The organism is Pseudomonas sp. GW823-FHT01D03 (assembly GCF_058798255.1).
In genome coordinates this window covers 4,150,541-4,172,901 of sequence record NZ_JBXAKK010000001.1, presented here as the reverse complement: position 1 = coordinate 4,172,901, position 22,361 = coordinate 4,150,541, and the positions used below count along the sequence as shown (strand labels likewise).

Here is a 22,361-nt window from a genome sequence, read left to right as displayed (position 1 = left end):
CAAATTATGTCAAAGAGTTGCTGTAGAAATGCCTGAACCCATCCCGATCAAGGATCACGAAAAAGAGACGCGTCTGGTCAACAAGCGGTTGATCGCTTGTGCTCTGTTCGTCTTTGCCATCAGTTGCGCGCTGGTGGTACGCCTGTACATCCTGCAAGTGGTTGAATACGACTACCACTCGACCATCTCTGAAAACAACCGCGTGCACGTCCTGCCGATTCCGCCGACAAGAGGCCTGATCTACGATCGCAATGGCGTGCTGCTCGCCGATAACCGTCCCAGTTACAACCTGATCATTACCCGCGAGCGCGCCACTAATGTTAATCAGGAGCTGGACGAGGTAATCAATCTGCTGCATTTGCCCGCCGAAGATCGTACGGTTTTCGATAAGGCCATGAAGCAGTCCCGTCACCCATTTACCCCGGTGACACTGTTCTACGAGCTGACGGAGGAACAAATCGCCGTGTTGGCGGTGAACGAGTTCCGTTTGCCGGGCCTCGATGTCGAGCCGCAGTTCGTTCGGCATTACCCGTTGGGGGCGCACTTCGCGCATTCGATCGGCTACGTTGGCCGGATCAACGAAAAAGAATCCAAGATGCTCGATTCGGTTGAATACCGTGGCACGCAATCCATCGGTAAAACCGGTATCGAACGCTTCTACGAAGCGCAGCTGCACGGCCATGTCGGTTATGAAGAGGTTGAGACCAACGCCCAAGGCCGGGTGCTGCGAGTGCTCAAGCACACCGATCCAGTGCCTGGCAAAAACATTGTTCTGAGTCTCGATGTCAAACTGCAGGAGGCTGCCGAAGCCGCGCTGGGCGATCGTCGTGGGTCGGTGGTCGCGCTTGATCCATCCACGGGTGAAGTGCTGGCCATGGTCAGCAATCCGAGTTTCGACCCGAACCTGTTCGTGACCGGTATCAGCTCCAAGGAGTACTCGGCGCTACGCGATTCCATCGACCGCCCGCTGTTCAACCGTGTGTTGCGCGGCCTTTATGCGCCGGGTTCGACCATCAAGCCGGAAGTGGCAATCGCCGGCCTCGATGCCGGTGTCGTGACGCCGCAGACCCGCGTCTTCGACCCAGGCTACTACCAACTCCCGGATTTCGATCACAAGTACCGCAACTGGAACCACAGTGGCGATGGCTGGGTGGACATGGACGCGGCGATCATGCGCTCCAACGACACCTACTTCTACGACCTGGCACACAAGCTCGGCATCGATCGTCTGCACGACTATATGGCGATGTTCGGCCTCGGCGAAAAAGTCTCGCTGGACATGTTCGAAGAGTCGCCCGGTTTGATGCCATCTCAGGCCTGGAAACGTGCCACACGTCGTCAGGCGTGGTTCCCGGGGGAAACGGTGATTCTGGGTATCGGCCAGGGTTATATGCAGGTTACGCCGCTACAACTGGCTCAGGCCACCGCGCTGATTGCCAACAAGGGCGTATGGAATCGCCCGCACCTGGCGAAAACGGTCGATGGCGTGGCACCGGTCGACGAGCATCCGATGCCGAATATCCTGCTGAAAAACCCGCGGGACTGGGATCAGGTCAACCACGGCATGCAGATGGTGATGCACGATGCCCGGGGTATCGCGCGCGCCGCAGCGGCAGGTGCGCAGTATCGCATTGCCGGTAAGAGTGGTACCGCGCAAGTGGTAGCGATCAAGCAAGGCGAGCGCTACAACCGGGAGAAAACCCTCGAACGTCATCGCGACAACGCCTTGTTTGTTGGTTTCGCTCCGGCGGAGCACCCGAAGATCGCCATCTCGGTGATGATCGAAAACGGTGAGGCCGGTGGTCGAGTGGCCGGGCCTGTGGTGCGGCAGATCATGGACGCCTGGTTACTTGACCAGGACGGCCACCTCAAGCCGCAATACGCGGCGCCGGCCAAGCCGCCGGGTGATCCCCACGTCTAACCCGAGCCAGCTTCACAGCACCGCCTCACGCCGGCTGAGCTGTGAAGCTCTCACGTTTGGGCAACTGACTACTTGCAGCTGTAACCCTCGGGCATCGTGACGCTGTAGTTGCGTTGCATGCGATCCTGGAAGTTCAAATTCTGCAGGCCCTGCTCGACCAGAAACGCTTCGACCTTGGCGGCCTGACAGTCCTCGTTATAAGACGACGCCCGCAGCAGATACACCGTGCGCTTGCTCGCTTCATCCCGGGCGGTGGCAATGAACGTACTGAGGGTGGTGTAGCCGATACGCTCTGAAGTTCCCACCGGGCCATAGGTCGTATTGGGCTTACTGGTGCAAGTCAGTCGGTCATCTTTCTTCTTCGCGTTCTTGCACACGGTCGTAGTGCTGGTTGGCACTTGCCCATAGTCGGTGGCGGTATAGCGATAAGACACTTGCCGGCTGCCGATATCGAGAGTAATGATCATTTTGATCGGCGCGTGATTCCTGGGCAGGCTGGCGTCGGTATAAACCTCCTGAAAGCCGCTGTCTTTCAGTGCGTTGACCATGTCGCGAAGATAGTAGCGGGCATTCAGTGCGTTCTCATCGACGCCGTTGGCCGAGGTCACCAGCACGGTTGCCTTTCGATCGAACTGATAGTCCGGATCAGGTATTGCGTTGAGTGCTACGTCTATTTGCGTGGCGCAGCCGCTAAGCAACGCGGTCAGCATTAATAGGACGCAGAACAAATAACGGGACATGACAAAGACGCCTTGCAACTAAGGATTGAATAAAAGTTAAACGGATGAGGGGGCGATAAATAAACCGCCGCCAGCGGGCTAGTCTTTCTGGTATTCCAGCAGATCGCCCGGCTGGCAATCGAGCGCAGCGCAGAGCTTGTCCAGAGTTGCCATCTTCACGCCTTTGACTTTGCCGTTTTTGAGCAATGACAGATTCGCCTCGGTGATCCCGAGCAGGGCGGCTAACTCTTTTGAACGAATTTTTTGCGTGGCCATGACTACGTCAAGGCGGACAATAATGGTCATTATATTGTTCTATATGTATTGGCTTTGCTCATCGCTGAGTACTTTTGCGTCACGCATGATAATTGAAAAAATACAGAGTAATACGCCTTTGATTATTTCGTAGGCAGAAGCGGAAGACATTCCGATAGAGAACTGGAAAATCCGATCCCCCGGCGGTAGATCTATCGACAACGCCAGACCTTGCAAGGTCTCTATTAACGGGTAGGTTGCCGGAGAAACGATGCAGAGTACGCCTACTCGCCAGAGGACCCTGATGTTGCGGTCGGTCCAGGTTTCGCCGCGCGACAAGCGCAGAAAAAACAAACCAGTCAGCCATAACGCGTAAGCCGACAGGACCACGGGCAGGAAATCCAGAAAGACGATCAGCGCCGTGACCGTTGATGACAGCCAAGTGTCGGGATCAAGCAGTGCACCTTCGACAAACGGGTCAAGCAATTGCGGCGAGCCCTCAGCAAAGGCATAGAGCAGGCCCGCCAGCATTTCATCCTTTTTGAAGAACCAGATCGTTGCGTTGCCGCCGACCTCCGTTACCCCCAGAACCCAGACGAGAATTGCTGCCAGCAGCCCGATCCAATGCATGCGCTGCAGCGCCAATCCGTTGATGTGAGTACTCATGAAAATTCCTGGTTGCTACAATTTGGTAGCGAATTCTCGATGATAAATTATCTAATAACAATAATTAATTTTGATTTTGTTGTTTGAGTATCCTCTTCTGATCCGGCTCCGCATGGTCGCTCGCAATGGTGCGGGGAGTCGGTAGGCTGGCCAGCGCGCCGACAGGTGCTCCGAGTGGGGAATCAACAAACCTGTCGGCGAGACTGAAACCCCTGCAACATCAGGCCCCTGGCACCGGGCAACTCATGTCTCCTTCCTGACACTTCAAATACTGCTTCAGCGCCGCAACCCGCACCTTGGTCACCTCGGTCAGGCAGTTGCTGTAAATCAATGGATAAACACTCCCGCCGTCCACACCGGACGCGGAAAACTTGCACTCGGCATCACGAAAGCCGATCCACGCCCGCTGCGCGCTCACCAGCAGCTTTTTGGCGTCGGCGTTGTCCTTCAAACGACCGGTGATCTGCTGATATACCGCGTTCAATTCCTTGTCCGCCGTCTTGAATTCCTGCCCGGCACACTGATTCATGGTGGCCTGATCGCTGGCGTTGGCGCAGTCGACGGCGGCGTGGGCGAAAGGTGTTAACAGGAAGGGGGTCAGGGCCAGGAGCAGGCGTGGGAGCATGGTTAATCTCACTGTGTCGGATGAAAGTGCAGAGCAGTTTAGCGGCTGTGGTGCGGCTATTCAGGAACTCGCAGTCGGGAGGCTTCGAGCAGGCGATCCGCGGCGGCTGCAATTTCCTCGCCGCAATGAAGTATTTCCAGCCAGTGGGCAGGAATCGCCCGAACGCCATAATAGGCCCCGGCCAATTGACCGACGATCGCGGCAGTGGTGTCCGCATCATCGCCGAGGTTGGCGGCTTGCAGGATCGCCGCTGTAAAACTGTCGGTGTGATGAAAACACCACAGCGCGGCTTCCAATGACTCGACGCTGTAACCGCTGCCACGGATATCATTGACTGATTTGGCCAGATAATCTCCTCGAGCAATCGCGGCAACTTTAGGCTCAGTGAAAGCTGAGCGCGGCAGCCTGCACAGTTCGCTTTTGCAGGTACCGAACAGCGCGTTGGCGATCAGTTCGGCAAACAATTGACAGCATTCGATGGCTTCAGGGGCAGCGTGGGTTGTCCGCGAACTGTCGCTGGCGAACTGGCGGATCTGCTGGATGTCAGGGAAGAAAAACAGCACCACCGGCGCCAAACGCATGAGTGAGCCGTTGCCGGCGGTAAACGGGTCGGTTGACCCGGCAAACGGCTGACCGGTTTGCTGATACTGCGACAGTGCCTGACTGACGGTCATGCCAATATCGAAACAATCCCCCGTCGAGCTCAGATACCCCCATCGCCACCAGTTCAGATAGCGTCCCATCTGGTCCGCCGCATCGAATGTGTTTTTGCTCAGAAGACTCTCGGCCAGGCACAGCGCCATCGAGGTGTCATCCGTCCATTGCCCGGGCTTCAAGTGAAAGGGGCCACCGCCGACCATGTCCGTCAGCGGCTGGAATGAACCTCGCGGCTTGAACTCCACCGTGGTGCCGACGGCGTCGCCGCAAGCGAGACCGAGCAGGGCGCCGCGATAACGTTCGGATAGAGATGGCTGCATGCTTCGTCCTTGTTTGTTTCTATTTCGCTGGAAAAGGTAACAGGTTCAGCGGGACGGTTGCCTCAGTCATTCACTTATTCAACGATCGGAAATGCCGCCGAATGTTTCCTTTGGACTGAACGGGTGCAGCTCTTTGATACAACTTCAGGTTGGACATGTGGTCATACAAGCCTACTGTTCAAAACAGGAGGTGACTTATGAAACCGGTACCCAATAGTTTCGAACGCAAAATCATGCTCAAGGCATCGCGTTCTTATGTCTGGCGCGCATTGGTCGATGCCGAGGCGTTTGGCCAGTGGTTTGGTGTAGCGCTGGAGGGCAGGCGGTTCATTGCCGGGGAATGGACGCAAGGGCAGGTCACCTATCCAGGTTATGAGCATGTGTTGTGGAACGTGCTCGTCGAGCGGGTCGAGCCACAGCAGTTGTTTTCGTTTCGCTGGCACCCCTACGCGGTCAATCCAAAGATCGACTATTCACAGGAGCCGACGACGCTGGTCAAGTTCGAGCTGCAGGATTACGAGGGTGGCACTTTGCTCAAAGTGTCTGAGTCCGGCTTCGCGCACATTCCCGACGTGCGGCAGAAGGAGGCGTATTACATGGACAGCCGTGGCTGGGAGGAACAGCTGAGTCGACTTGAACAGTTTCTCGCCGAAAGCGCCAAGACCCGCGAGCGTGATGGTGACTGACTGCGCAATCTTCGAACCCTGGTTGCAACGCTGGGCGCTGGTACCGGACGGTGAGCCGATCATCACCCCCGGCAGCCGTCTGTTGCCGGTGCGTTTTGGCGACACGCCGGCCATGCTCAAGGTTGCGCTGGATACCGACGAGCAATTCGGCAATCGACTGATGACTTGGTGGGACGGTGAGGGCGCAGCGCAGGTGCTGGCCCATCACGAGGAAGGTTTGTTACTGGAACGGGCTATAGGCCGGCGTTCGTTGATGCACATGGCGCTCAACGGTGAAGACGACGAAGCCACGCAGATCATGTGCACGACACTATCGCACTTGCATGCGCCGCGCCCGACGCCGCCACCGCCGCTGGTGGAGCTGGCACCGTGGTTCGCCTCGCTGCGCGTGGCCGCGGCCGAACATGGCGGGACCTATGCCCTGAGCCTGCAAGCGGCTGAAGCTTTGCTCGCAGATCCGCAGGACGTGGTGGTGCTGCACGGTGACATGCACCACGACAATGTTCTCGATTTCGCTGCACACGGCTGGCTCGCTATTGATCCCAAACGAGTACGCGGCGAGCGCGGTTATGACTACGCCAACCTGATCTGCAACCCGGACTTGCCGACGGCTGGCGATTCACAGCGATTGCGCCGGCAGGTTGAGGTGATCGTCGAGGCGTCCGGGCTTGATCGCCGACGTTTGCTGCAATGGGTGCTGGCGTTTGCCGGATTGTCGGCCGCCTGGTTCCTGGAAGATGATTCGCAACAACAGGCTGCCGAACAGCTGCAGGTCGCGCAAATCGCCGCTTGCCTGCTGGATGACTGAGAGGGCTAAGGGTTTTCGGAAGGGCTGGTATAGCGAATGTCTTACACGCGGTGGTAGCTTTTGCGACTATTGCCGATTGGATCCACCGCGTAATCTACACCCATCAACTGAGACACAGGGAGTGTTTCAGGATCACGGATGATCGACCATAGCAAGGATCGCTGCCGACAGGGAGTCGATAATGGTCTTGGGAAAAACCCGCTTCGGCGGGTTTTTTTTCGCCTGCAGAAAAGTACATCACCCTGTAGGAGCTGCCGCAGGCTGCGATCTTTTGATCTTGCTTTTGAAAGCCAAAATCAAAAGATCGCAGCCTGCGGCAGCTCCTACAGGGAAACGTGTTTTCAGGAAGCAATCAGTTGGCGCAGGACGTAATGCAGAATCCCGCCCGACTTGAAGTACTCCACCTCATTCAACGTATCAATGCGGCACAGCACCTCGATTTTCTCTTGGCGCCCGTCTTCACGGGAGATCACCAGATTCAGGTTCATGCGCGGCGTCAGATCGACACCGGTCAGGCCCTGAATATCCAGGGTTTCCTTGCCGGTGAGGTTCAGGCTCTTGCGGTTCTGATCGAGCTTGAACTGCAGCGGCAACACGCCCATGCCCACCAGGTTGGAACGGTGGATACGCTCGAAGCTTTCAGCGATCACCGCTTTGACGCCCAGCAGGTTGGTGCCTTTGGCCGCCCAGTCACGGCTGGAGCCGGTGCCGTATTCCTGACCTGCAATCACTACCAGCGGCGTGCCCGAGGCCTGATACAGCATGGCGGCATCGTAAATCGGCATTTTCTCGCCGCTTGGGATGTAGATCGTGTTGCCGCCTTCTTCGCCGCCGAGCATTTCGTTACGAATGCGGATGTTGGCAAACGTCCCGCGCATCATCACTTCATGGTTGCCACGCCGTGAGCCGTAGGAGTTGAAGTCCCGCGGCTCCACGCCTTTCTCGCGCAGATAGCGCCCGGCCGGGCTGTCAGCCTTGATGTTGCCGGCAGGGGAGATGTGGTCAGTGGTCACGGAATCGCCCAGCAGCGCCAGAACCCGCGCGCCTTTGACGTCGGTGATCACCGGCAACGGGCCGGAAATGTCGTCGAAGAACGGTGGATGCTGGATGTAGGTCGAATCGTCCTGCCACACATAGGTGGCGGCCTGCGGCACCTGGATCGCTTGCCATTGCTCGTCGCCGGCAAACACTTCGGCGTATTCCTTGTGGAACATCGCGGTGTTCACCTGATTCACCGCCTCGGCGATTTCCCTGCTGCTCGGCCAGATGTCGCGCAGGTACACCGGATTGCCTTGCTGGTCGTTGCCCAGTGGTTCGCTGCTGATGTCGGTGCGCACGCTGCCGGCCAAGGCGTAGGCGACCACCAGCGGTGGCGAGGCCAGCCAGTTGGTTTTGACCAGCGGATGCACACGGCCCTCGAAGTTACGGTTGCCGGAGAGCACCGACGCCACGGTGAGGTCAGCTTTCTGAATGGCTTTCTCGATCGGTTCCGGCAGTGGCCCGGAGTTGCCGATGCACGTGGTACAGCCATAGCCGACCAACGAAAAGCCCAGTTGATCGAGGTATTGCGTCAGCCCCGCCGCCTTGTAGTAGTCGGTGACCACTTTCGAGCCGGGCGCCAGCGAACTCTTGACCCACGGCTTGCGGGTCAGGCCTTTCTCCACGGCTTTTTTCGCCAGCAGACCGGCCGCCATCATCACGCTCGGGTTGGAGGTGTTGGTGCACGAGGTAATCGCTGCGATCACCACCGCACCGTTTTTCAGGCGATAGGTCTGGCCCTCGTATTCGTACTCGGTTTCGCCGACCAGATCGGCGTTGCCCACGGCCACGCCCCCGCCGCCCTCGCTTTCCAGACGGCCTTCTTCCTTGCTGGTAGGTTTGAATTGCAGGTCCATGAAGTCACTGAAGGCTTGCGCGACGTTCGGCAGCGAGACCCGATCCTGCGGGCGCTTTGGTCCGGCCAGGCTGGCTTCGACGCTGCCCATGTCCAGCGCCAGGCTGTCGGTGAACACCGGTTCCTGACCGGGCCGGCGCCACAGGCCCTGAGCCTTGGTGTAGGCCTCGACCAGTTTCACCACTTCGGCAGGGCGACCAGACAGGCGCAGGTATTCGAGGGTTACGTCATCGACCGGGAAAAAGCCGCAGGTCGCGCCGTATTCCGGGGCCATGTTGGCAATGGTCGCGCGGTCGGCCAGTGGCAGGTCGGCGAGACCGTCACCGTAGAATTCGACGAATTTGCCGACCACACCTTTCTTGCGCAGCATCTGCGTGACGGTCAGCACCAGGTCGGTGGCGGTGATGCCTTCCTTGAGTTTGCCGGTGAGTTTGAAACCGATCACTTCCGGAATCAGCATCGACACCGGTTGGCCGAGCATCGCGGCTTCCGCCTCGATGCCGCCGACGCCCCAGCCGAGTACGCCGAGGCCGTTGATCATGGTGGTGTGGGAGTCGGTGCCGACCAGGGTGTCGGGGAAGGCGTAGGTGCGTCCGTCCTCATCCTTGGTCCACACGGTGCGCCCGAGGTATTCGAGGTTGACCTGGTGGCAGATCCCGGTGCCCGGCGGCACCACGCTGAAGTTGTCGAAGGCACTCTGGCCCCAGCGCAGGAACGCGTAGCGCTCGCCGTTGCGCTGCATCTCGATGTCGACGTTCTGTTCGAAGGCGCTCGGGGTGGCGAATTTGTCGACCATTACCGAGTGGTCGATCACCAGATCCACCGGCGACAGCGGGTTGATTCGCTGTGGGTCTCCGCCGGCCTTGGCCATGGCGGCGCGCATTGCAGCGAGGTCGACCACGGCGGGTACGCCGGTAAAATCTTGCATCAATACCCGGGCGGGGCGGTACTGGATTTCCCGGTCGGAGCGACGCTCCTTGAGCCAGGCAGCGATGGCCTTGAGGTCGGCGCCGGTGACAGTTTTTTCATCTTCCCAGCGCAGCAGGTTTTCCAGCAGAACTTTCAGCGACATCGGTAGCTGGTCGATATTGCCCAGGCTCTTGGCGGCATCGGGCAGGCTGAAATAGTGGTAGGTCTTATCGTCGATTTGTAGAGTTTTAAGGGTCTTCAGACTATCGAGGGACGGCATTACGATCACTCCTTTGAGTCCGCACGGCTACGGACGGAGGGGACGGGCAGAGCTATCAACGTAGCCCTGTTTTCAGTAGCTGGCTAATAACTGGACTCTATGGGCAAGTCCAAGGTTCCGACATCGGCTATCATGCGCCGGTTTTCGTGACAGGCTTTGCTTCACCGCAAGGCTTGAGCAGCGTGCAGGGGCCGAATGTCCGCCCTCTGCCCAGGAGTAAGAATGAACACCCTATTCATGCATTGCCGGCCAGGCTTCGAAGGCGAAGTCTGTTCGGAGATTTCCGACCTCGCCGCCCAACTCAACGTCGCCGGTTACGCCAAGGCCAAACCGGCCACCGCGTACGCCGAGTTTGTCTGCAGCGAAGCCGATGGTGCCGAACGCCTGATGCGCGGCCAACGATTCGCCGAATTGATTTTCCCGCGGCAATGGGCGCGGGGCGTTTTCATCAATCTGCCGGAAGCCGACCGCATCAGCGTGATCCTCGAGCACATGGCGGACTTCCCGGTCTGCGGCAGCCTGTGGCTGGAAGTGGTCGACACCAACGACGGCAAAGAGCTGTCGAACTTCTGCAAGAAATTCGAAGGCCCGCTGCGCAAGGCGCTGACCGGCGCCGGCAAACTGGTGGAAGACGAAAACAAGCCGCGCCTGCTGCTGACCTTCAAAAGTGGCCGCGAAGTGTTCCTCGGCATGGCCGATGCCGGCAACTCGGCGATGTGGCCGATGGGTATTCCGCGCCTGAAGTTTCCGCGCGAGGCACCCAGCCGTTCGACGTTGAAACTGGAGGAGGCCTGGCACCACTTCATCCCGCGGGATCAGTGGGACGAGCGCCTGCACAGCGACATGACCGGTGTCGACCTCGGCGCCGCACCGGGTGGCTGGACCTGGCAACTGGTCAACCGCGGCATGCTGGTGACTGCCATCGACAACGGCCCGATGGCTGAAAGCCTGATGGACACCGGGCTGGTGCAGCACTTGATGGCCGACGGCTTCACCTTCAAGCCCAAGCAGCCGGTGGACTGGATGGTCTGCGACATCGTCGAGAAGCCGGCGCGTAACGCGGCGATGCTTGAAGAGTGGATCGGCGACGGCCACTGCCGCGAAGCCGTGGTCAACCTCAAGCTGCCGATGAAGCAGCGTTATGCCGAAGTGAAGCGCTTGCTCGAACGCATCGCCGATGGCTTCAAGGTGCGCGGGATCAAGGTCGATATTGGTTGCAAGCAGCTGTATCACGACCGCGAGGAAGTGACCTGCCACTTGCGTCGGCATGACATCAAGAAAGCCAAATCCCGCTAAGTCACCACTAAACCCTGTGGGAATGATCTCTGTGGTGAGGGGATTTATCCCCGATGGGATGCAGCGCATCCCCAGCCTTTGGGGCCGCTTCGCGACCCTTCGGGGATAAATCCCCTCGCTACAGATGACTGAGCACCCGGCATTGCGCGACAATGCCGGCCAGTTTCAGGAGTGAATCATGAGTGAAATGATCGATACCCCGGTCGACGGCACCCTCGATGCCACCGGTCTCAATTGTCCGGAGCCGGTGATGATGCTGCATCAGCACATCCGTGACCTGGTGCCTGGCGGCCTGCTCAAGGTGATCGCCACCGATCCCTCGACCCGTCGCGACATTCCCAAGTTCTGCGTGTTTCTCGACCATGAACTGGTGGGCCAGCACGAAGAGGCCGGTACTTATCTGTACTGGATCCGCAAAAAACAAGCCTGACCCTCAGGCAAACGCAAATCCCAATGTGGGAGCGGGCTTGCTCGCGAAGGCGGTGTGTCAGTCACTGAAGATGTCGACTGAAACACCGCTTTCGCGAGCAAGCCCGCTCCCACATTTTTTGTGCTGCGTAAGGGGTTTAGCCGGCGCTGCGACTGATCCGAATACGTTTGCGCGCACTGCGGGTCAGGCGGATCGACAGCATCAGCGCGGCACAGCTCAAACCAACGATCAAACCCTGCCACAAGCCGCTCGGGCCACGCGGTTCGCCGAGCCAGTCGGTCAGACCGAGCGCGTAACCCACCGGCAGGCCGATGCCCCAGTAGGCGAACAGGGTCAGAATCATCGTTACCCGGGTGTCCTGATAACCGCGCAGCGCGCCGGCGGCGGTGACCTGGATTGCGTCGGAAAACTGGAACAGCGCCGAGTACACAATCAACATCGCCGCGATGTGGATCACCGTCGGATCGGCGGTATAGATCGATGCAATCGGCTCGCGCAGCAACAGCATCATGCTCGCCGAAATACAGGCGTAGGCCAGCGCAGTGCCCATGCCGACACCGGCGGCAAAGCGTGCTTCACGCGGCTCTTCACGACCCAGTGCCTGGCCGACGCGTACGGTCACCGCCATGCCCAGCGAATACGGAATCATGAACACCAGCGAGCTGACGTTCAGCGCGATCTGGTGCCCGGCCACCACGGTGGCGCCGAGGCTGCCGATCAGCAGGGCGATCACCGCGAAGATGCTCGACTCGGCAAACACCGCGATGCCAATCGGCAGACCGATCGCCAGCAGACGCTTGATCACCGCCCATTGTGGCCAGTCGAAGCGGCTGAAGATTTCACTCGAACGATAGGCCGGCGCCCAGCGCTCGTAACCGGCCAGCCCCAGCGCCATGACCCACATCACGATGGCCGTGGCCCAGCCGCAGCCAACGCCGCCCATGGCTGGCACACCGAAGTGACCATAGATGAAGATGTAGTTCAGTGGAATGTTCAGCGCCAGACCGCACAGGCCCAGCACCATCGCCGGGCGGGTACGGCCAATGCCGTCACTGGTGCAGCGCAGCACGTGATAGAACGCCACCGCCGGCAGGCCGCTGGCAATGCCGTGCAGGTATTGCATGCACGGGCCGATCAGCTCGGGATCGACCTTCATCAGGTGCAGTACCGGTTCGGCGGCGACCAGCATGCACGTGGCGATCAGGCCGACCACCAGCGCCAGCCACAGCGCCTGACGCACGATCGGGCCGATCTCGCTGTGGGTGCCGGCGCCGAAACGCTGAGCGACTTTCGGCGTGGTGGCCAGCAGGGTGCCGGTCATCAGCAGAAACACCGGGACCCAGATCGAGTTGCCCAGCGCTACCGCCGCCAAATCTTTCGGCCCGACGCGGCCGGCCATCACCGCATCGACGAAGCCCATCGCGGTAGTCGCCAGTTGCGCGATGATGATCGGCAAGGCCAGGGCGAGCAGGTTCCTGAACTCCAGGCGAATTCGCGCGGGGCGGGTGAGTGAGGCAGCGAGAGGTTGATCAGTAACAGAATTCACAGGCAAAGCGTCCACAGGTGTTGATGCGCAAGGCGCCGCATTCTACGCCGCTGACGTGACAGTCAGGAAAAATCCTCTGTTGCGGATTTGTAATCATCGATGCCATCCACTGTGGCGAGGGAGCTTGCTCCCGCTGGGGTGCGAAGCGGCCCCAAAACCATCCGGCGTGGTGGATCAGGAAAATCCCGATTGCAGACTTTCCGCCTGCTGCGCAGTCGAGCGGGAGCAAGCTCCCTCGCCACAGTGCAGTCTGCGCTGGCTCAACGGTGGATCTGCACCTAAACTGCCGATCCCCCCAAGGAGCCCGCCATGCTGATTGTTGCCGACGAAAATATCCCGCTGCTCGATGCCTTTTTTGCCGGTTTCGGCGAGATCCGCCGGGTGCCGGGCCGTTCCATCGACCGTGCGACGGTCGAGCAGGCCGATGTGTTGCTGGTACGTTCGGTGACCAACGTCAACCGCGCGTTGCTTGAAGGCAGCAAAGTGCGTTTCGTCGGCACGTGCACCATCGGTACCGATCACCTCGATCTCGATTATTTCAACGAGGCCGGCATCAACTGGTCCAGTGCGCCCGGTTGCAATGCACGGGGCGTGGTCGACTACGTGCTGGGCAGCCTGATGACCCTGGCGGAAATCGAAGGTGTTGATTTACCGCAACGAACGTACGGTGTGATCGGCGCCGGTGAAGTTGGCGGGCGGCTGATCAAGGTGCTCAAAGGGCTGGGCTGGAATGTCAAAGTCTGCGATCCGCCGCGTCAGGCGGCCGAGGGCGGCGATTATGTAAGCCTCGAGCAGATCATCGAGCAGTGCGACGTGATCAGCCTGCACACGCCGCTGACGCGCACCGGCGAAGGCGCGACCTGGCACCTGTTCAACGAACAGCGTCTGCAACAGCTCAAACATGGCACCTGGCTGATCAATGCCGCCCGTGGCCCGGTGGTGGATAACGCTGCATTGCGCAAAGTGCTGCTGCAGCGCGAAGACCTGCAAGCGGTGCTTGATGTTTGGGAAGCCGAGCCTGAAGTCGATGTCGCCCTCGCCGAACTCTGCGTGCTGGCCACGCCGCACATTGCCGGCTACAGCCTCGATGGCAAACAGCGCGGGACGGCGCAGATTTATCAGGCCTATTGCGAATTTATCGGTCAACCACCGAGCATTCAGCTCAGTGACCTGCTGCCGGCACCCTGGCTGTCAGAAGTGACCCTGCACGCCGACAGCGATCCGGCCCGGGCGCTGGCGATGTTGTGCCGTGGCGTGTACGACCCGCGCCGCGATGACGCGGATTTTCGCCGCAGTCTTGTAGGCAATGTCGCTGAACAACGTGCAGCGTTCGACGTGTTGCGCAAGCAGTATCCGGTACGACGCGAGATCGAGGGGCTGAAGGTGCGGATCGACGGTGATTCGCCGGTGTTGCGCAAGATTGTGGCGGCGCTGGGGGCGGTGGCTGTCTGAAAATCCTGTAGGAGCTGCCGAAGGCTGCGATCTTTTGATCTTGCCTCTGAGAAACAAAATCAAAGGATCGCAGCCTTCGGCAGTTCCTACACAGGAGAGAATGGCAGGCAGAAAAAACCCGGCCAAACAGAGGCCGGGTCAGGAAGACGGTGGCTATATCACTTTTGTTCGGCAGGCTTGACCAATCGCTTGTCCAGTTCGCGGCATGCGTCCTGGATCATGTCTTCGGTGATCGGTACCTCACGCCCATCCTTGTCAATAATCGAGCAACCCAGAGGTTGGCCGGGTTTGGTGCGGATCACTTCAATTTTGTCTTCGCTGCTGTGTTGCAAGGACATGGCCTGTCTCCTCATCAGGTTGTGCACGTAGATTAAAACCGCCACGTGACCAGGCTGTGACAACACCCTCAGGGTCTGTCAAAAGCGGCATCTCCAGTCCAACAGAAATGACCGCTCGTCTCAACCGGGACATTAGACCAATAGCAACTATGGCCTAGTCTTTGGGGGCATATTTAACCTGACTCATTGTGATTTACAGAGTTCCGCCCCATAGAAGGTTTAGGCTAGCCCTTTCACCAACACGGATGTGTACCTGAATGATCTCGAAGCTTTCTTCCCGGCACCGTCGAGCGCTGAGTCTGACCAGCCGGTTTCTGGCGCCTTATCGTTGGCAAGTCGGCGCTGCGCTGCTGGCGCTGATCGTCACCGCGGCGGTCACTTTGTCGATGGGGCAGGGGATCAAATTGCTGGTTGATCGGGGCTTCATGACTCAGTCGCCGCACCAACTGAACCAGAGCATCGGCATCTTCATGCTGATGGTGCTGGGCCTGGCGATCGGCACGTTTGCACGGTTTTACTGGGTGTCGTGGATCGGTGAGCGCTGTGTGGCGGATATTCGGCGCGTGGTCTTCAACCATCTGGTGTACCTGCATCCCGGGTTCTATGAAAACAACCGCAGTTCGGAGATTCAGTCACGACTGACCGCCGACACTACGTTGCTGCAATCGGTGATCGGCTCGTCACTGTCGATGTTTCTGCGCAACCTGTTGATGGTGATCGGCGGGGTGGTGCTGCTGTTCGTGACCAACCCGAAACTCACCAGCATCGTGGTGATTGCCTTGCCGTTCGTGGTCGCGCCGATTCTGATATTCGGTCGGCGCGTGCGCAATCTGTCGCGGCTGAGCCAGGATCGGGTCGCCGACATCGGCAGCTATGTTTCCGAGACCCTCGGCCAGATCAAAACCGTGCAGGCTTACAACCATCAAGTGCAGGACGAGCGGCGTTTCGCCACGACGGTCGAGGACGCGTTCGACACCGCGCGCAAAAGGATTTTTCAGCGTTCCTGGATGATCACCGTGGTGATCGTGCTGGTGCTCGGCGCGGTAGCGGTGATGTTGTGGGTCGGCGGCATGGACGTGATTGCCGGGCGCATTACCGGTGGTGAACTGGCGGCGTTCGTTTTCTACAGCCTGATCGTCGGCAGCGCGATCGGCACGTTGAGCGAGGTCATTGGCGAATTGCAGCGTGCGGCGGGTGCCGCCGAGCGCATCGCGGAACTGCTCAGTTCGCAGAACATCATCCAGCCACCGACTATCGGACTGGTGACGTTGCCAGAACGGATCAAGGGCGAGCTGCAATTGCAGAATGTGCGCTTTTCCTACCCGTCACGTCCGGACAGCTACGCGGTCAACGGCCTCAGCCTGACCATCAGGGCCGGCGAGACCCTGGCCCTTGTCGGGCCATCCGGTGCCGGCAAGTCCACGGTGTATGACTTGCTGTTGCGCTTCTACGACCCGCTTGAAGGGCGGATTCTGATCGACGGTGTGCCGCTGACCAGCCTTGATCCGCTGGATCTGCGCCGCAATTTCGCTCTGGTCTCGCAATCGCCTGCGCTGTTTTTCGGCAGCGTCGAAGAGAATATTCGTTACGGCAATGCGGGCGCGACACTGGAGCAGGTCAAGGAAGCGGCAAGAATTGCCCACGCCCATGACTTCATCGAGAAAATGCCCAACGGCTATCAGACCCATTTGGGTGACGCTGGCCTCGGACTTTCCGGCGGCCAGCGTCAACGCTTGGCGATCGCCCGCGCGTTGCTGGTGGATGCGCCGATTCTGCTGCTGGACGAAGCCACCAGCGCCCTCGATGCGCAGAGCGAGCACCTGATCCAGGAAGCCTTGCCCAGCCTGATGCAGAACCGCACCACACTGGTGATCGCGCATCGCCTGGCCACGGTCAAGAACGCCGACCGGATCGCGGTGATGGATCAGGGCAGCCTGGTGGCGATCGGTACGCATCAGGAGTTGATCGTAAGCAATCCGTTGTATGCGCGGCTGGCGTCGCTGCAGTTCAATGATGGGCATGCGGTGGCGGTGTAGAACTGCCGCAGGCGTTTGCTGAAGACAAAAAAATGCCCGCATCGATTGATGCGGGCATTTTTCATTTCAGGCATTCAGCACCTGTCATTGATCGTCGAAATACCGCTCATGCCAATCCACCAGCGGCTGCGGCGAATTGAGCTTCTGCCCGTAGATCACCGAGTACGACAGCACGTTCTGCACGTACTGGCGGGTTTCGTCGAACGGGATGCTTTCCACCCACACATCGAAGCTCAGGTGATCGGCACCGCGCAGCCACTGGCGCACACGGCCAGGGCCGGCGTTGTAGGCGGCGGAGGCGAGCACGCGGTTGCCGTTGAACTGGCTGTGCACCTGGCTCAGGTAAGCGGCGCCGAGCTGGATGTTCTTGTCCGGATCGAGCACTTGCTGCGGCGAGGCCAGCGGGATGCTGAACTTGCGCGCGGTTTCCTTGGCAGTGGCGGGCATCAATTGCATCAGACCGCTGGCGCCGACGCCGGAGCGGGCGTCGTCCATGAAGGCGCTTTCCTGGCGAGTGATGGCGAACACCCAGCTCGAATGCAGGCCACGCGTCTTGGCTTCACGCACCAGGGTGTCGCGGTGGGCCATCGGGAAGCGGATATCCAGATCATCCCAGTATTGCGCCTGACTGATGGTGCGGATGGCCGGGAAGTACCATTTCAGGTCGTAGGCCAATTTGGCCTGGGCGACCATTTCGTCACGATTGAAATGGCGACTGACGTGATACCACTCGCGGCGCCCGTCGACGATCTGTCCGCGCGCATGGAATTCCAGCGCGCGGCGTACGCCCGGGGTGTTGCGCACCTTGTTGATCAGCGCCTGGCTGAGGACCAGCGGCTTGTTGTTCAGCGAGTACGGCGATTGCGAGCGGTCGGCGGCGAGGAAACCGTAGAAGTCACGTTCGCGCGCAAGGTTTTTGTAAAGGGTCTGTGCTTCCGGGTTCTGCGGTTGCGCCAGTTCCAGACTGCGCGCCTGCCAGTAGCGCCAGCGGTTGGTGGTCGCCAGATCCTGCGGCAGGCGTCGGGTCAACTGATACGCATCGTCCCAGCGTGCCAGGCGCAGCAGCAGACGCAGGCGCCATTCGGACACGGTGTTGTCGCGCAGTTCCGGGTCGTACTTGGTCATCACCTCCAGCGCGCGGCTGTCGAAACGCCGGGCCAGGGTCAGGCCGATTTCCCGGGCGATCGCGACTTTCTCGTCCCGGGAGAAATGCATGCTGCTGGCGTATCCGTCGAGCAGCGCCATGGCCTTGTCCGGATCCTGACGGGCGAGGCGGCGCAGGCCGAGGCTGACCACGTCGGACATCGGCTCGTCGGCTGGGGTGAAGCGCGATGGTTGATTGAGCAGCTCGGGTTTTTGCGCGACATCCACCAGCAGCCGACCGCGCGGGGCGAGGGTGGTCAGGCCGTTGACCAGGCTGTTGGCCAGTGGATAGTTACGCGCCTGGGCGGCGAGTTTGGTGCGTTCCCAGCGTTTCTGTTCGGTCAACTGGCCGTCGGCGGCCCAGATCCCGAACAGCCCGTCACAGGCGGCCGGTTGCGATTTGCCGGTCAGCCACAGTTTGTCGGCGTTGGCATAGCCCTCGGCCTTGTGGCCGCTGCTGATCTGGTACTGCGCATTGAGGCAGTCCAGTTCGGTGAAGTTGAGTTTCGGATCGTAATACTTGGTGAAGGTCGCCCAATCGCCACGGTCGGCGAGCCAGCGCAACCAGCGCAGCTTCATCCAGTTGGCCTGGGGCAGGTCGCCGTGCTCGGCGAGGAACTTCTCGATTTCGACGTTGCTCGCGGTTTTCAGACGCGCGGTCAGTTCGTCGTAGGCCAGATACGGTTCCAGCGGGTAATCGGCGAGGGCCTGGCTGTAACGGAAGTACGGGCCGGTATCGCCCTTGGCCAGGGCGCGTTTGGCTTCATCGTAATACTGGCGTTGGGTGGACAGGTCCACCGCCTGGGCGGATTGAGCGGCAGCGGCGGTAAGTAGCAAACAGGACAAGACACTGAAAAGGCGACTGCGCATGAGACATCCGGGCAGAGAAATCATGACAAGCACCGGCCGCAGCCAGCACTGAATTGTCTGTAGCTTAGCCTTTTGCCAGCAACGGGCGAAAGCTTTGCCGGTCCCGCAGCACAAGTTCGCAACAAATGTTGTGCAGAGTGCTTCGGCAGACAAATTGCCGGCCTGCTGAGAGCCTGAATCAGGTAGAATGCGCGCCCGGTTTTTGGAGAAGCTCATGACCCTGCTCAAATTCAGCGATGTGTCCCTTGCATTCGGCGCGATGCCGTTGTTGGACAAGGTGTCCTGGCAGATCGCCCGTGGTGAGCGGGTGTGCATCATCGGCCGCAACGGCACTGGCAAATCCAGCATGATGAAACTGGTCAAGGGCGACCAGAAGCCCGATGACGGCTCGGTGTGGCGTGCCCCCGGTCTGAAAATCGGCGAATTGCCGCAAGAGTTGCCAGTGGCCGACGGGCGGACCGTATTCGACGTGGTTGCCGAAGGCCTCGACGGCGTTGGCGCCTTGCTCGCCGAATACCATCACCTGAGCCAGAACATCGTCACCGACGCCGATCTGGACAAGCTGATGCACGTCCAGCACGACCTCGAAGCCCGTGACGGCTGGCGCTTGCAGACCCTGGTCGACAGCACTCTGAGCCGCCTGCAACTGCCGGCCGACAAAACCCTCGCCGAGTTGTCCGGCGGCTGGCGTCGTCGCGTGCTGCTGGCGCAGGCATTGGTGTCCGAACCGGATCTGTTGCTGCTCGACGAGCCGACCAACCACCTGGACATCGGTGCGATTGCCTGGCTCGAAGAAGCCCTGAAGGATTTCCAGGGCGCCGTGCTGTTCATCACGCACGACCGTTCCTTCCTGCAGAACCTCGCCACGCGCATCCTTGAACTGGATCGCGGCGGCCTGATCGACTGGAACGGCGACTACGCCAGCTTCCTGGTGCACAAAGAAGCTGCGCTGGCCGCGGAAGAAACTGCCAACGCGCTGTTCGACAAGCGTCTGGCTCAGGAAGAAGTGTGGATCCGTCAGGGCATCAAGGCCCGTCGTACCCGTAACGAAGGTCGCGTTCGCGCCCTGAAAGCCCTGCGTGTCGAGCGCAGCGAGCGTCGCGAGCGTACCGGTAAGGCGAACATCCAGCTGGAAACCGCCGACAAGTCCGGCAAGCAAGTGATGGTGTTGGAGAATGTCAGCTTCCATCACACGGATGGCCCGTACCTGATCAAGGACTTCTCGATGGTCCTGCAGCGCGGCGACCGTATCGGCCTGCTCGGTGCCAACGGTACCGGCAAGACCACCCTGCTGAAGCTGATGCTCAATGGTCTGCAACCGACCAGCGGCAAAGTGGAAGAGGGCACGCGCATCGATGTGGCCTACTTCGACCAGTTGCGCCATCAGCTGGATCTGGAAAAGACCGTGATCGACAACGTCGCCGAAGGTCGCGATTTCATCGATATCGACGGCCAGAGCCGCCACGTCCTCAGCTACCTCGGTGACTTCCTGTTCAGCCCGCAGCGTGCGCGCACGCCGGTCAAGGCGCTGTCCGGTGGCGAGCGTGCGCGTTTGCTGCTGGCCAAGCTGTTCAGCAAACCGGCGAACCTGCTGGTTCTCGACGAACCGACCAACGACCTCGACGTGGAAACCCTCGAGCTGCTCGAAGAAGTGCTGCTGACCTTCAACGGCACTGTGCTGATGGTCAGTCACGACCGGGCGTTCCTCGACAACGTGGTCACCAGCACCCTGGTCTTCGAAGGTGAAGGCAAGGTGCGGGAATACGTCGGTGGCTATCAGGACTGGATTCGTCAGGGCGGCTCGCCACGCCTGCTGGGCGTGACCGAGAGCAAGTCGGGCAAGGCTGACCTGAATTCGGCGGTGGTCACTGCTGAACCTGTCGTAGTTGCCGCACCTGCCGCTGCCGCACCGGCAGCCAAGAAGAAGCTGAGCTACAAGCTGCAGCGCGAGCTGGAAGCGTTGCCGGGTGATATCGATGCCAAGGAGCAGCAGATCGCGGCCGTCGAGGCTGAGATGGCCGAGGCCGGTTTCTATCAGCGTCCGCCGGCAGAAACGGCCAAGGTCATTGCTTCGCTGGAGCAATTGCAGGCTGAGCTGGACGCTCTGGTGGAGCGTTGGGCCGAGCTGGATGCCTGATTGATCCGGTAACAAAAAAGCCCGACGCTCGTGATGAGCGCCGGGCTTTTCATATTCGGGTATCGGTGAAGATTCAATGTGGGAGCGGGCTTGCTCGCGAAAGCGGTATGTCAGGTAGCATCAATGTTGAATGTGCCGACGCCTTCGCGAGCAAGCTCGCTCCCACAGGTTTTTGTGTTTCAGCGTTTGATCAGGTGCACCGCCAGCACATCGCAAGGTGCGCCGTGCAGCACGTCGTTGGCGGTGGAGCCCAGCAACAGTGCCAGACCGTGACGGCCATGGCTGCCGACCACGATAAGATCGCACGAGTTTTCCTTGGCGAAATGATGGATCTCCTGACGTGGCTGGCCATAGGTCAGGTGGCAATTGGCGCCTTCGAGCTCGGCATATTTGGCTTTCAGGCGCTCAAGACGCTCCTTGGCCTGATCGAACTGCTGCTGTTGCAGTTGTGACAGATCCATCGGCACATCGCCGCCGAACGCCATGGCCATCGGTTCGACGATATGCACCAGCGACAGCTTGGCGCCATTGCTCGCCGACAGCTCTCGGGCGCGGTGAATCACAGGGTCGCACTCTTCGGTCAGGTCTACGGCGACCAGGATATGGTTGTAGGGCATGAGGTGCTCCTCGTGACGGTTCGATATTGTTAAGTATGGCTGGTTTCAAGCGCATTGGTTCCAAAGTGACACAATGCGCTCACCTTAAGTCGGGAGTAGAGATATGACGGTCTGGTTGGTGGTGTCAATCCTGCTGGTGGTTTTGAGTCCACTGGCATGGTTGCGCCCGTCGCGCGTGCAGAGTGGCCGGATGGCCTTGCGCATGGAGGCGAGACGCATCGGGCTGGCCATGCAGCTGGCGCCTCAAGAGTGGCCGCACTGGCTGTCTCAGGAGCCGCCGAGCCCGTGCGCGCAATATCATCGACCACGGCGTGGCAGTCAGCCGGCGTGCTGGACCTACTGGCAGAAATCGCCGGGTGTGTGGGTCAATCAGTGGCAGGAGGTCTGCGAGGACCGCCTGCTGCTCGATCATTTCGAAAAGTTGCCGGGCAACGTATTCAAGGTCGAGGCCGACAAGCAGATGATCGCCTTGTACTGGGGCGAGAAGGGCGAAGCCACGGTTTTGCAGGATATCGACGCGACTCTGAAAGCGCTGGCTTGACCCGCGGACTTTTCCCACTGCAAGGGTGGGGAGCGTCCGGCAGACGAACAATAAAAAGCCCGACATGATTCATCGGGCGGGGTTGGCCAGGCAGGCCGGTAACTGTTTTTTATCGCTGACTCGGCTCTTTACGGTCAGCGACTTTCCCTGTAGTCCCGCCAGCGTAGCCTTTTAAACAGGGCTCGTCAGGAATTAGGGCGACTTTTCTAACTATT

The 22,361-nt window shown here is 59.8% G+C and carries 19 protein-coding genes; 9 read left to right on the top strand and 10 right to left on the bottom strand.

The features are described 5' to 3' along the window. Positions 1 to 28: 28 nt before the first annotated feature. Entirely contained in the window at positions 29 to 1,921 is a 1,893-nt protein-coding gene (gene mrdA / locus AC1RBR_RS18275; RefSeq protein WP_492565953.1) for a penicillin-binding protein 2, read from the top strand. 68 nt (positions 1,922 to 1,989) lie between these two features. Here mrdA and AC1RBR_RS18270 read toward each other — a convergent pair whose 3' ends face one another. The 5 genes from AC1RBR_RS18270 to AC1RBR_RS18250 form a co-directional block, all read right to left on the bottom strand. After that, entirely contained in the window at positions 1,990 to 2,661 is a 672-nt protein-coding gene (locus tag AC1RBR_RS18270; protein ID WP_492565952.1) for a hypothetical protein, read from the bottom strand. Between the two features lie 78 nt (positions 2,662 to 2,739). Further along, the gene (locus tag AC1RBR_RS18265) at positions 2,740 to 2,946 is read right to left on the bottom strand and encodes a helix-turn-helix domain-containing protein (protein ID WP_003226632.1); all 207 of its coding nucleotides are present in this window, start codon (positions 2,944 to 2,946) and stop codon (positions 2,740 to 2,742) included. A 9-nt stretch (positions 2,947 to 2,955) separates the two neighbouring features. After that, positions 2,956 to 3,561, bottom strand: coding sequence for a DUF2975 domain-containing protein (locus tag AC1RBR_RS18260; RefSeq protein WP_095140016.1), 606 nt, complete (start codon positions 3,559 to 3,561; stop codon positions 2,956 to 2,958). A 220-nt stretch (positions 3,562 to 3,781) separates the two neighbouring features. Continuing rightward, on the bottom strand, positions 3,782 to 4,186 hold the full coding sequence (locus tag AC1RBR_RS18255; RefSeq protein WP_492565950.1) for a lysozyme inhibitor LprI family protein: 405 nt from the start codon (positions 4,184 to 4,186) through the stop codon (positions 3,782 to 3,784). Between the two features lie 56 nt (positions 4,187 to 4,242). Continuing rightward, positions 4,243 to 5,163: an ADP-ribosylglycohydrolase family protein gene (locus AC1RBR_RS18250; RefSeq protein ID WP_492565948.1), complete on the bottom strand. Its 921-nt coding sequence runs from the start codon at positions 5,161 to 5,163 to the stop codon at positions 4,243 to 4,245. 197 nt (positions 5,164 to 5,360) lie between these two features. Here AC1RBR_RS18250 and AC1RBR_RS18245 point away from each other — a divergent pair, with 197 nt between their 5' ends. Together AC1RBR_RS18245 and AC1RBR_RS18240 are read left to right on the top strand one after the other, a co-directional pair. Next, positions 5,361 to 5,849 carry an SRPBCC family protein gene (locus tag AC1RBR_RS18245; RefSeq protein ID WP_492565947.1) on the top strand — a complete coding sequence of 163 codons (489 nt, stop codon included), beginning with the start codon at positions 5,361 to 5,363 and terminating at the stop codon, positions 5,847 to 5,849. After that, on the top strand, positions 5,839 to 6,657 hold the full coding sequence (locus AC1RBR_RS18240) for an aminoglycoside phosphotransferase family protein (protein ID WP_492567256.1): 819 nt from the start codon (positions 5,839 to 5,841) through the stop codon (positions 6,655 to 6,657). The genes AC1RBR_RS18245 and AC1RBR_RS18240 overlap by 11 nt, the downstream gene beginning before the upstream one ends. A gap of 341 nt (positions 6,658 to 6,998) precedes the next feature. On the opposite strand, the gene acnA is transcribed toward AC1RBR_RS18240, so the two are convergent. Beyond that, the gene (gene acnA, locus AC1RBR_RS18235) at positions 6,999 to 9,740 is read right to left on the bottom strand and encodes an aconitate hydratase AcnA (RefSeq protein WP_492565945.1); all 2,742 of its coding nucleotides are present in this window, start codon (positions 9,738 to 9,740) and stop codon (positions 6,999 to 7,001) included. Positions 9,741 to 9,962: 222 nt separating this feature from the next. On the opposite strand from acnA, the gene rlmM reads away from it, so the two are divergent. Together rlmM and tusA are read left to right on the top strand one after the other, a co-directional pair. Continuing rightward, positions 9,963 to 11,036, top strand: a complete 1,074-nt coding sequence (gene rlmM, locus AC1RBR_RS18230) for a 23S rRNA (cytidine(2498)-2'-O)-methyltransferase RlmM (RefSeq protein WP_492565943.1) — start codon at positions 9,963 to 9,965, stop codon at positions 11,034 to 11,036. Between the two features lie 178 nt (positions 11,037 to 11,214). Further along, positions 11,215 to 11,466 (top strand): sulfurtransferase TusA, encoded by a 252-nt coding sequence (gene tusA, locus AC1RBR_RS18225; RefSeq protein ID WP_003226616.1) that lies wholly within the window; start codon positions 11,215 to 11,217, stop codon positions 11,464 to 11,466. 136 nt (positions 11,467 to 11,602) lie between these two features. On the opposite strand, the gene AC1RBR_RS18220 is transcribed toward tusA, so the two are convergent. Beyond that, a complete protein-coding gene (locus AC1RBR_RS18220; RefSeq protein WP_166497694.1) occupies positions 11,603 to 13,012 on the bottom strand; it encodes an MATE family efflux transporter in 1,410 nt (469 codons plus the stop codon). Between the two features lie 309 nt (positions 13,013 to 13,321). On the opposite strand from AC1RBR_RS18220, the gene pdxB reads away from it, so the two are divergent. After that, a complete protein-coding gene (pdxB, locus tag AC1RBR_RS18215; protein WP_492565941.1) occupies positions 13,322 to 14,464 on the top strand; it encodes a 4-phosphoerythronate dehydrogenase PdxB in 1,143 nt (380 codons plus the stop codon). A 158-nt stretch (positions 14,465 to 14,622) separates the two neighbouring features. Here pdxB and AC1RBR_RS18210 read toward each other — a convergent pair whose 3' ends face one another. After that, positions 14,623 to 14,802, bottom strand: coding sequence for a PA1571 family protein (locus AC1RBR_RS18210; RefSeq protein ID WP_095140025.1), 180 nt, complete (start codon positions 14,800 to 14,802; stop codon positions 14,623 to 14,625). A 257-nt stretch (positions 14,803 to 15,059) separates the two neighbouring features. Between AC1RBR_RS18210 and AC1RBR_RS18205 the strand changes: the two genes are divergently transcribed. After that, the gene (locus AC1RBR_RS18205; RefSeq protein ID WP_492565939.1) at positions 15,060 to 16,838 is read left to right on the top strand and encodes an ABC transporter transmembrane domain-containing protein; all 1,779 of its coding nucleotides are present in this window, start codon (positions 15,060 to 15,062) and stop codon (positions 16,836 to 16,838) included. Positions 16,839 to 16,922: 84 nt separating this feature from the next. On the opposite strand, the gene AC1RBR_RS18200 is transcribed toward AC1RBR_RS18205, so the two are convergent. After that, the gene (locus tag AC1RBR_RS18200; RefSeq protein WP_492565938.1) at positions 16,923 to 18,851 is read right to left on the bottom strand and encodes a transglycosylase SLT domain-containing protein; all 1,929 of its coding nucleotides are present in this window, start codon (positions 18,849 to 18,851) and stop codon (positions 16,923 to 16,925) included. A gap of 214 nt (positions 18,852 to 19,065) precedes the next feature. Between AC1RBR_RS18200 and AC1RBR_RS18195 the strand changes: the two genes are divergently transcribed. Beyond that, a complete protein-coding gene (locus AC1RBR_RS18195; protein ID WP_492565936.1) occupies positions 19,066 to 20,988 on the top strand; it encodes an ATP-binding cassette domain-containing protein in 1,923 nt (640 codons plus the stop codon). A gap of 179 nt (positions 20,989 to 21,167) precedes the next feature. Here the strand turns inward: AC1RBR_RS18195 and AC1RBR_RS18190 are convergent, their stop codons facing one another. After that, on the bottom strand, positions 21,168 to 21,605 hold the full coding sequence (locus tag AC1RBR_RS18190) for a universal stress protein (protein ID WP_096797178.1): 438 nt from the start codon (positions 21,603 to 21,605) through the stop codon (positions 21,168 to 21,170). Between the two features lie 103 nt (positions 21,606 to 21,708). On the opposite strand from AC1RBR_RS18190, the gene AC1RBR_RS18185 reads away from it, so the two are divergent. Further along, positions 21,709 to 22,146, top strand: a complete 438-nt coding sequence (locus tag AC1RBR_RS18185) for a hypothetical protein (protein ID WP_123588514.1) — start codon at positions 21,709 to 21,711, stop codon at positions 22,144 to 22,146. Positions 22,147 to 22,361 lie beyond the last annotated feature (215 nt).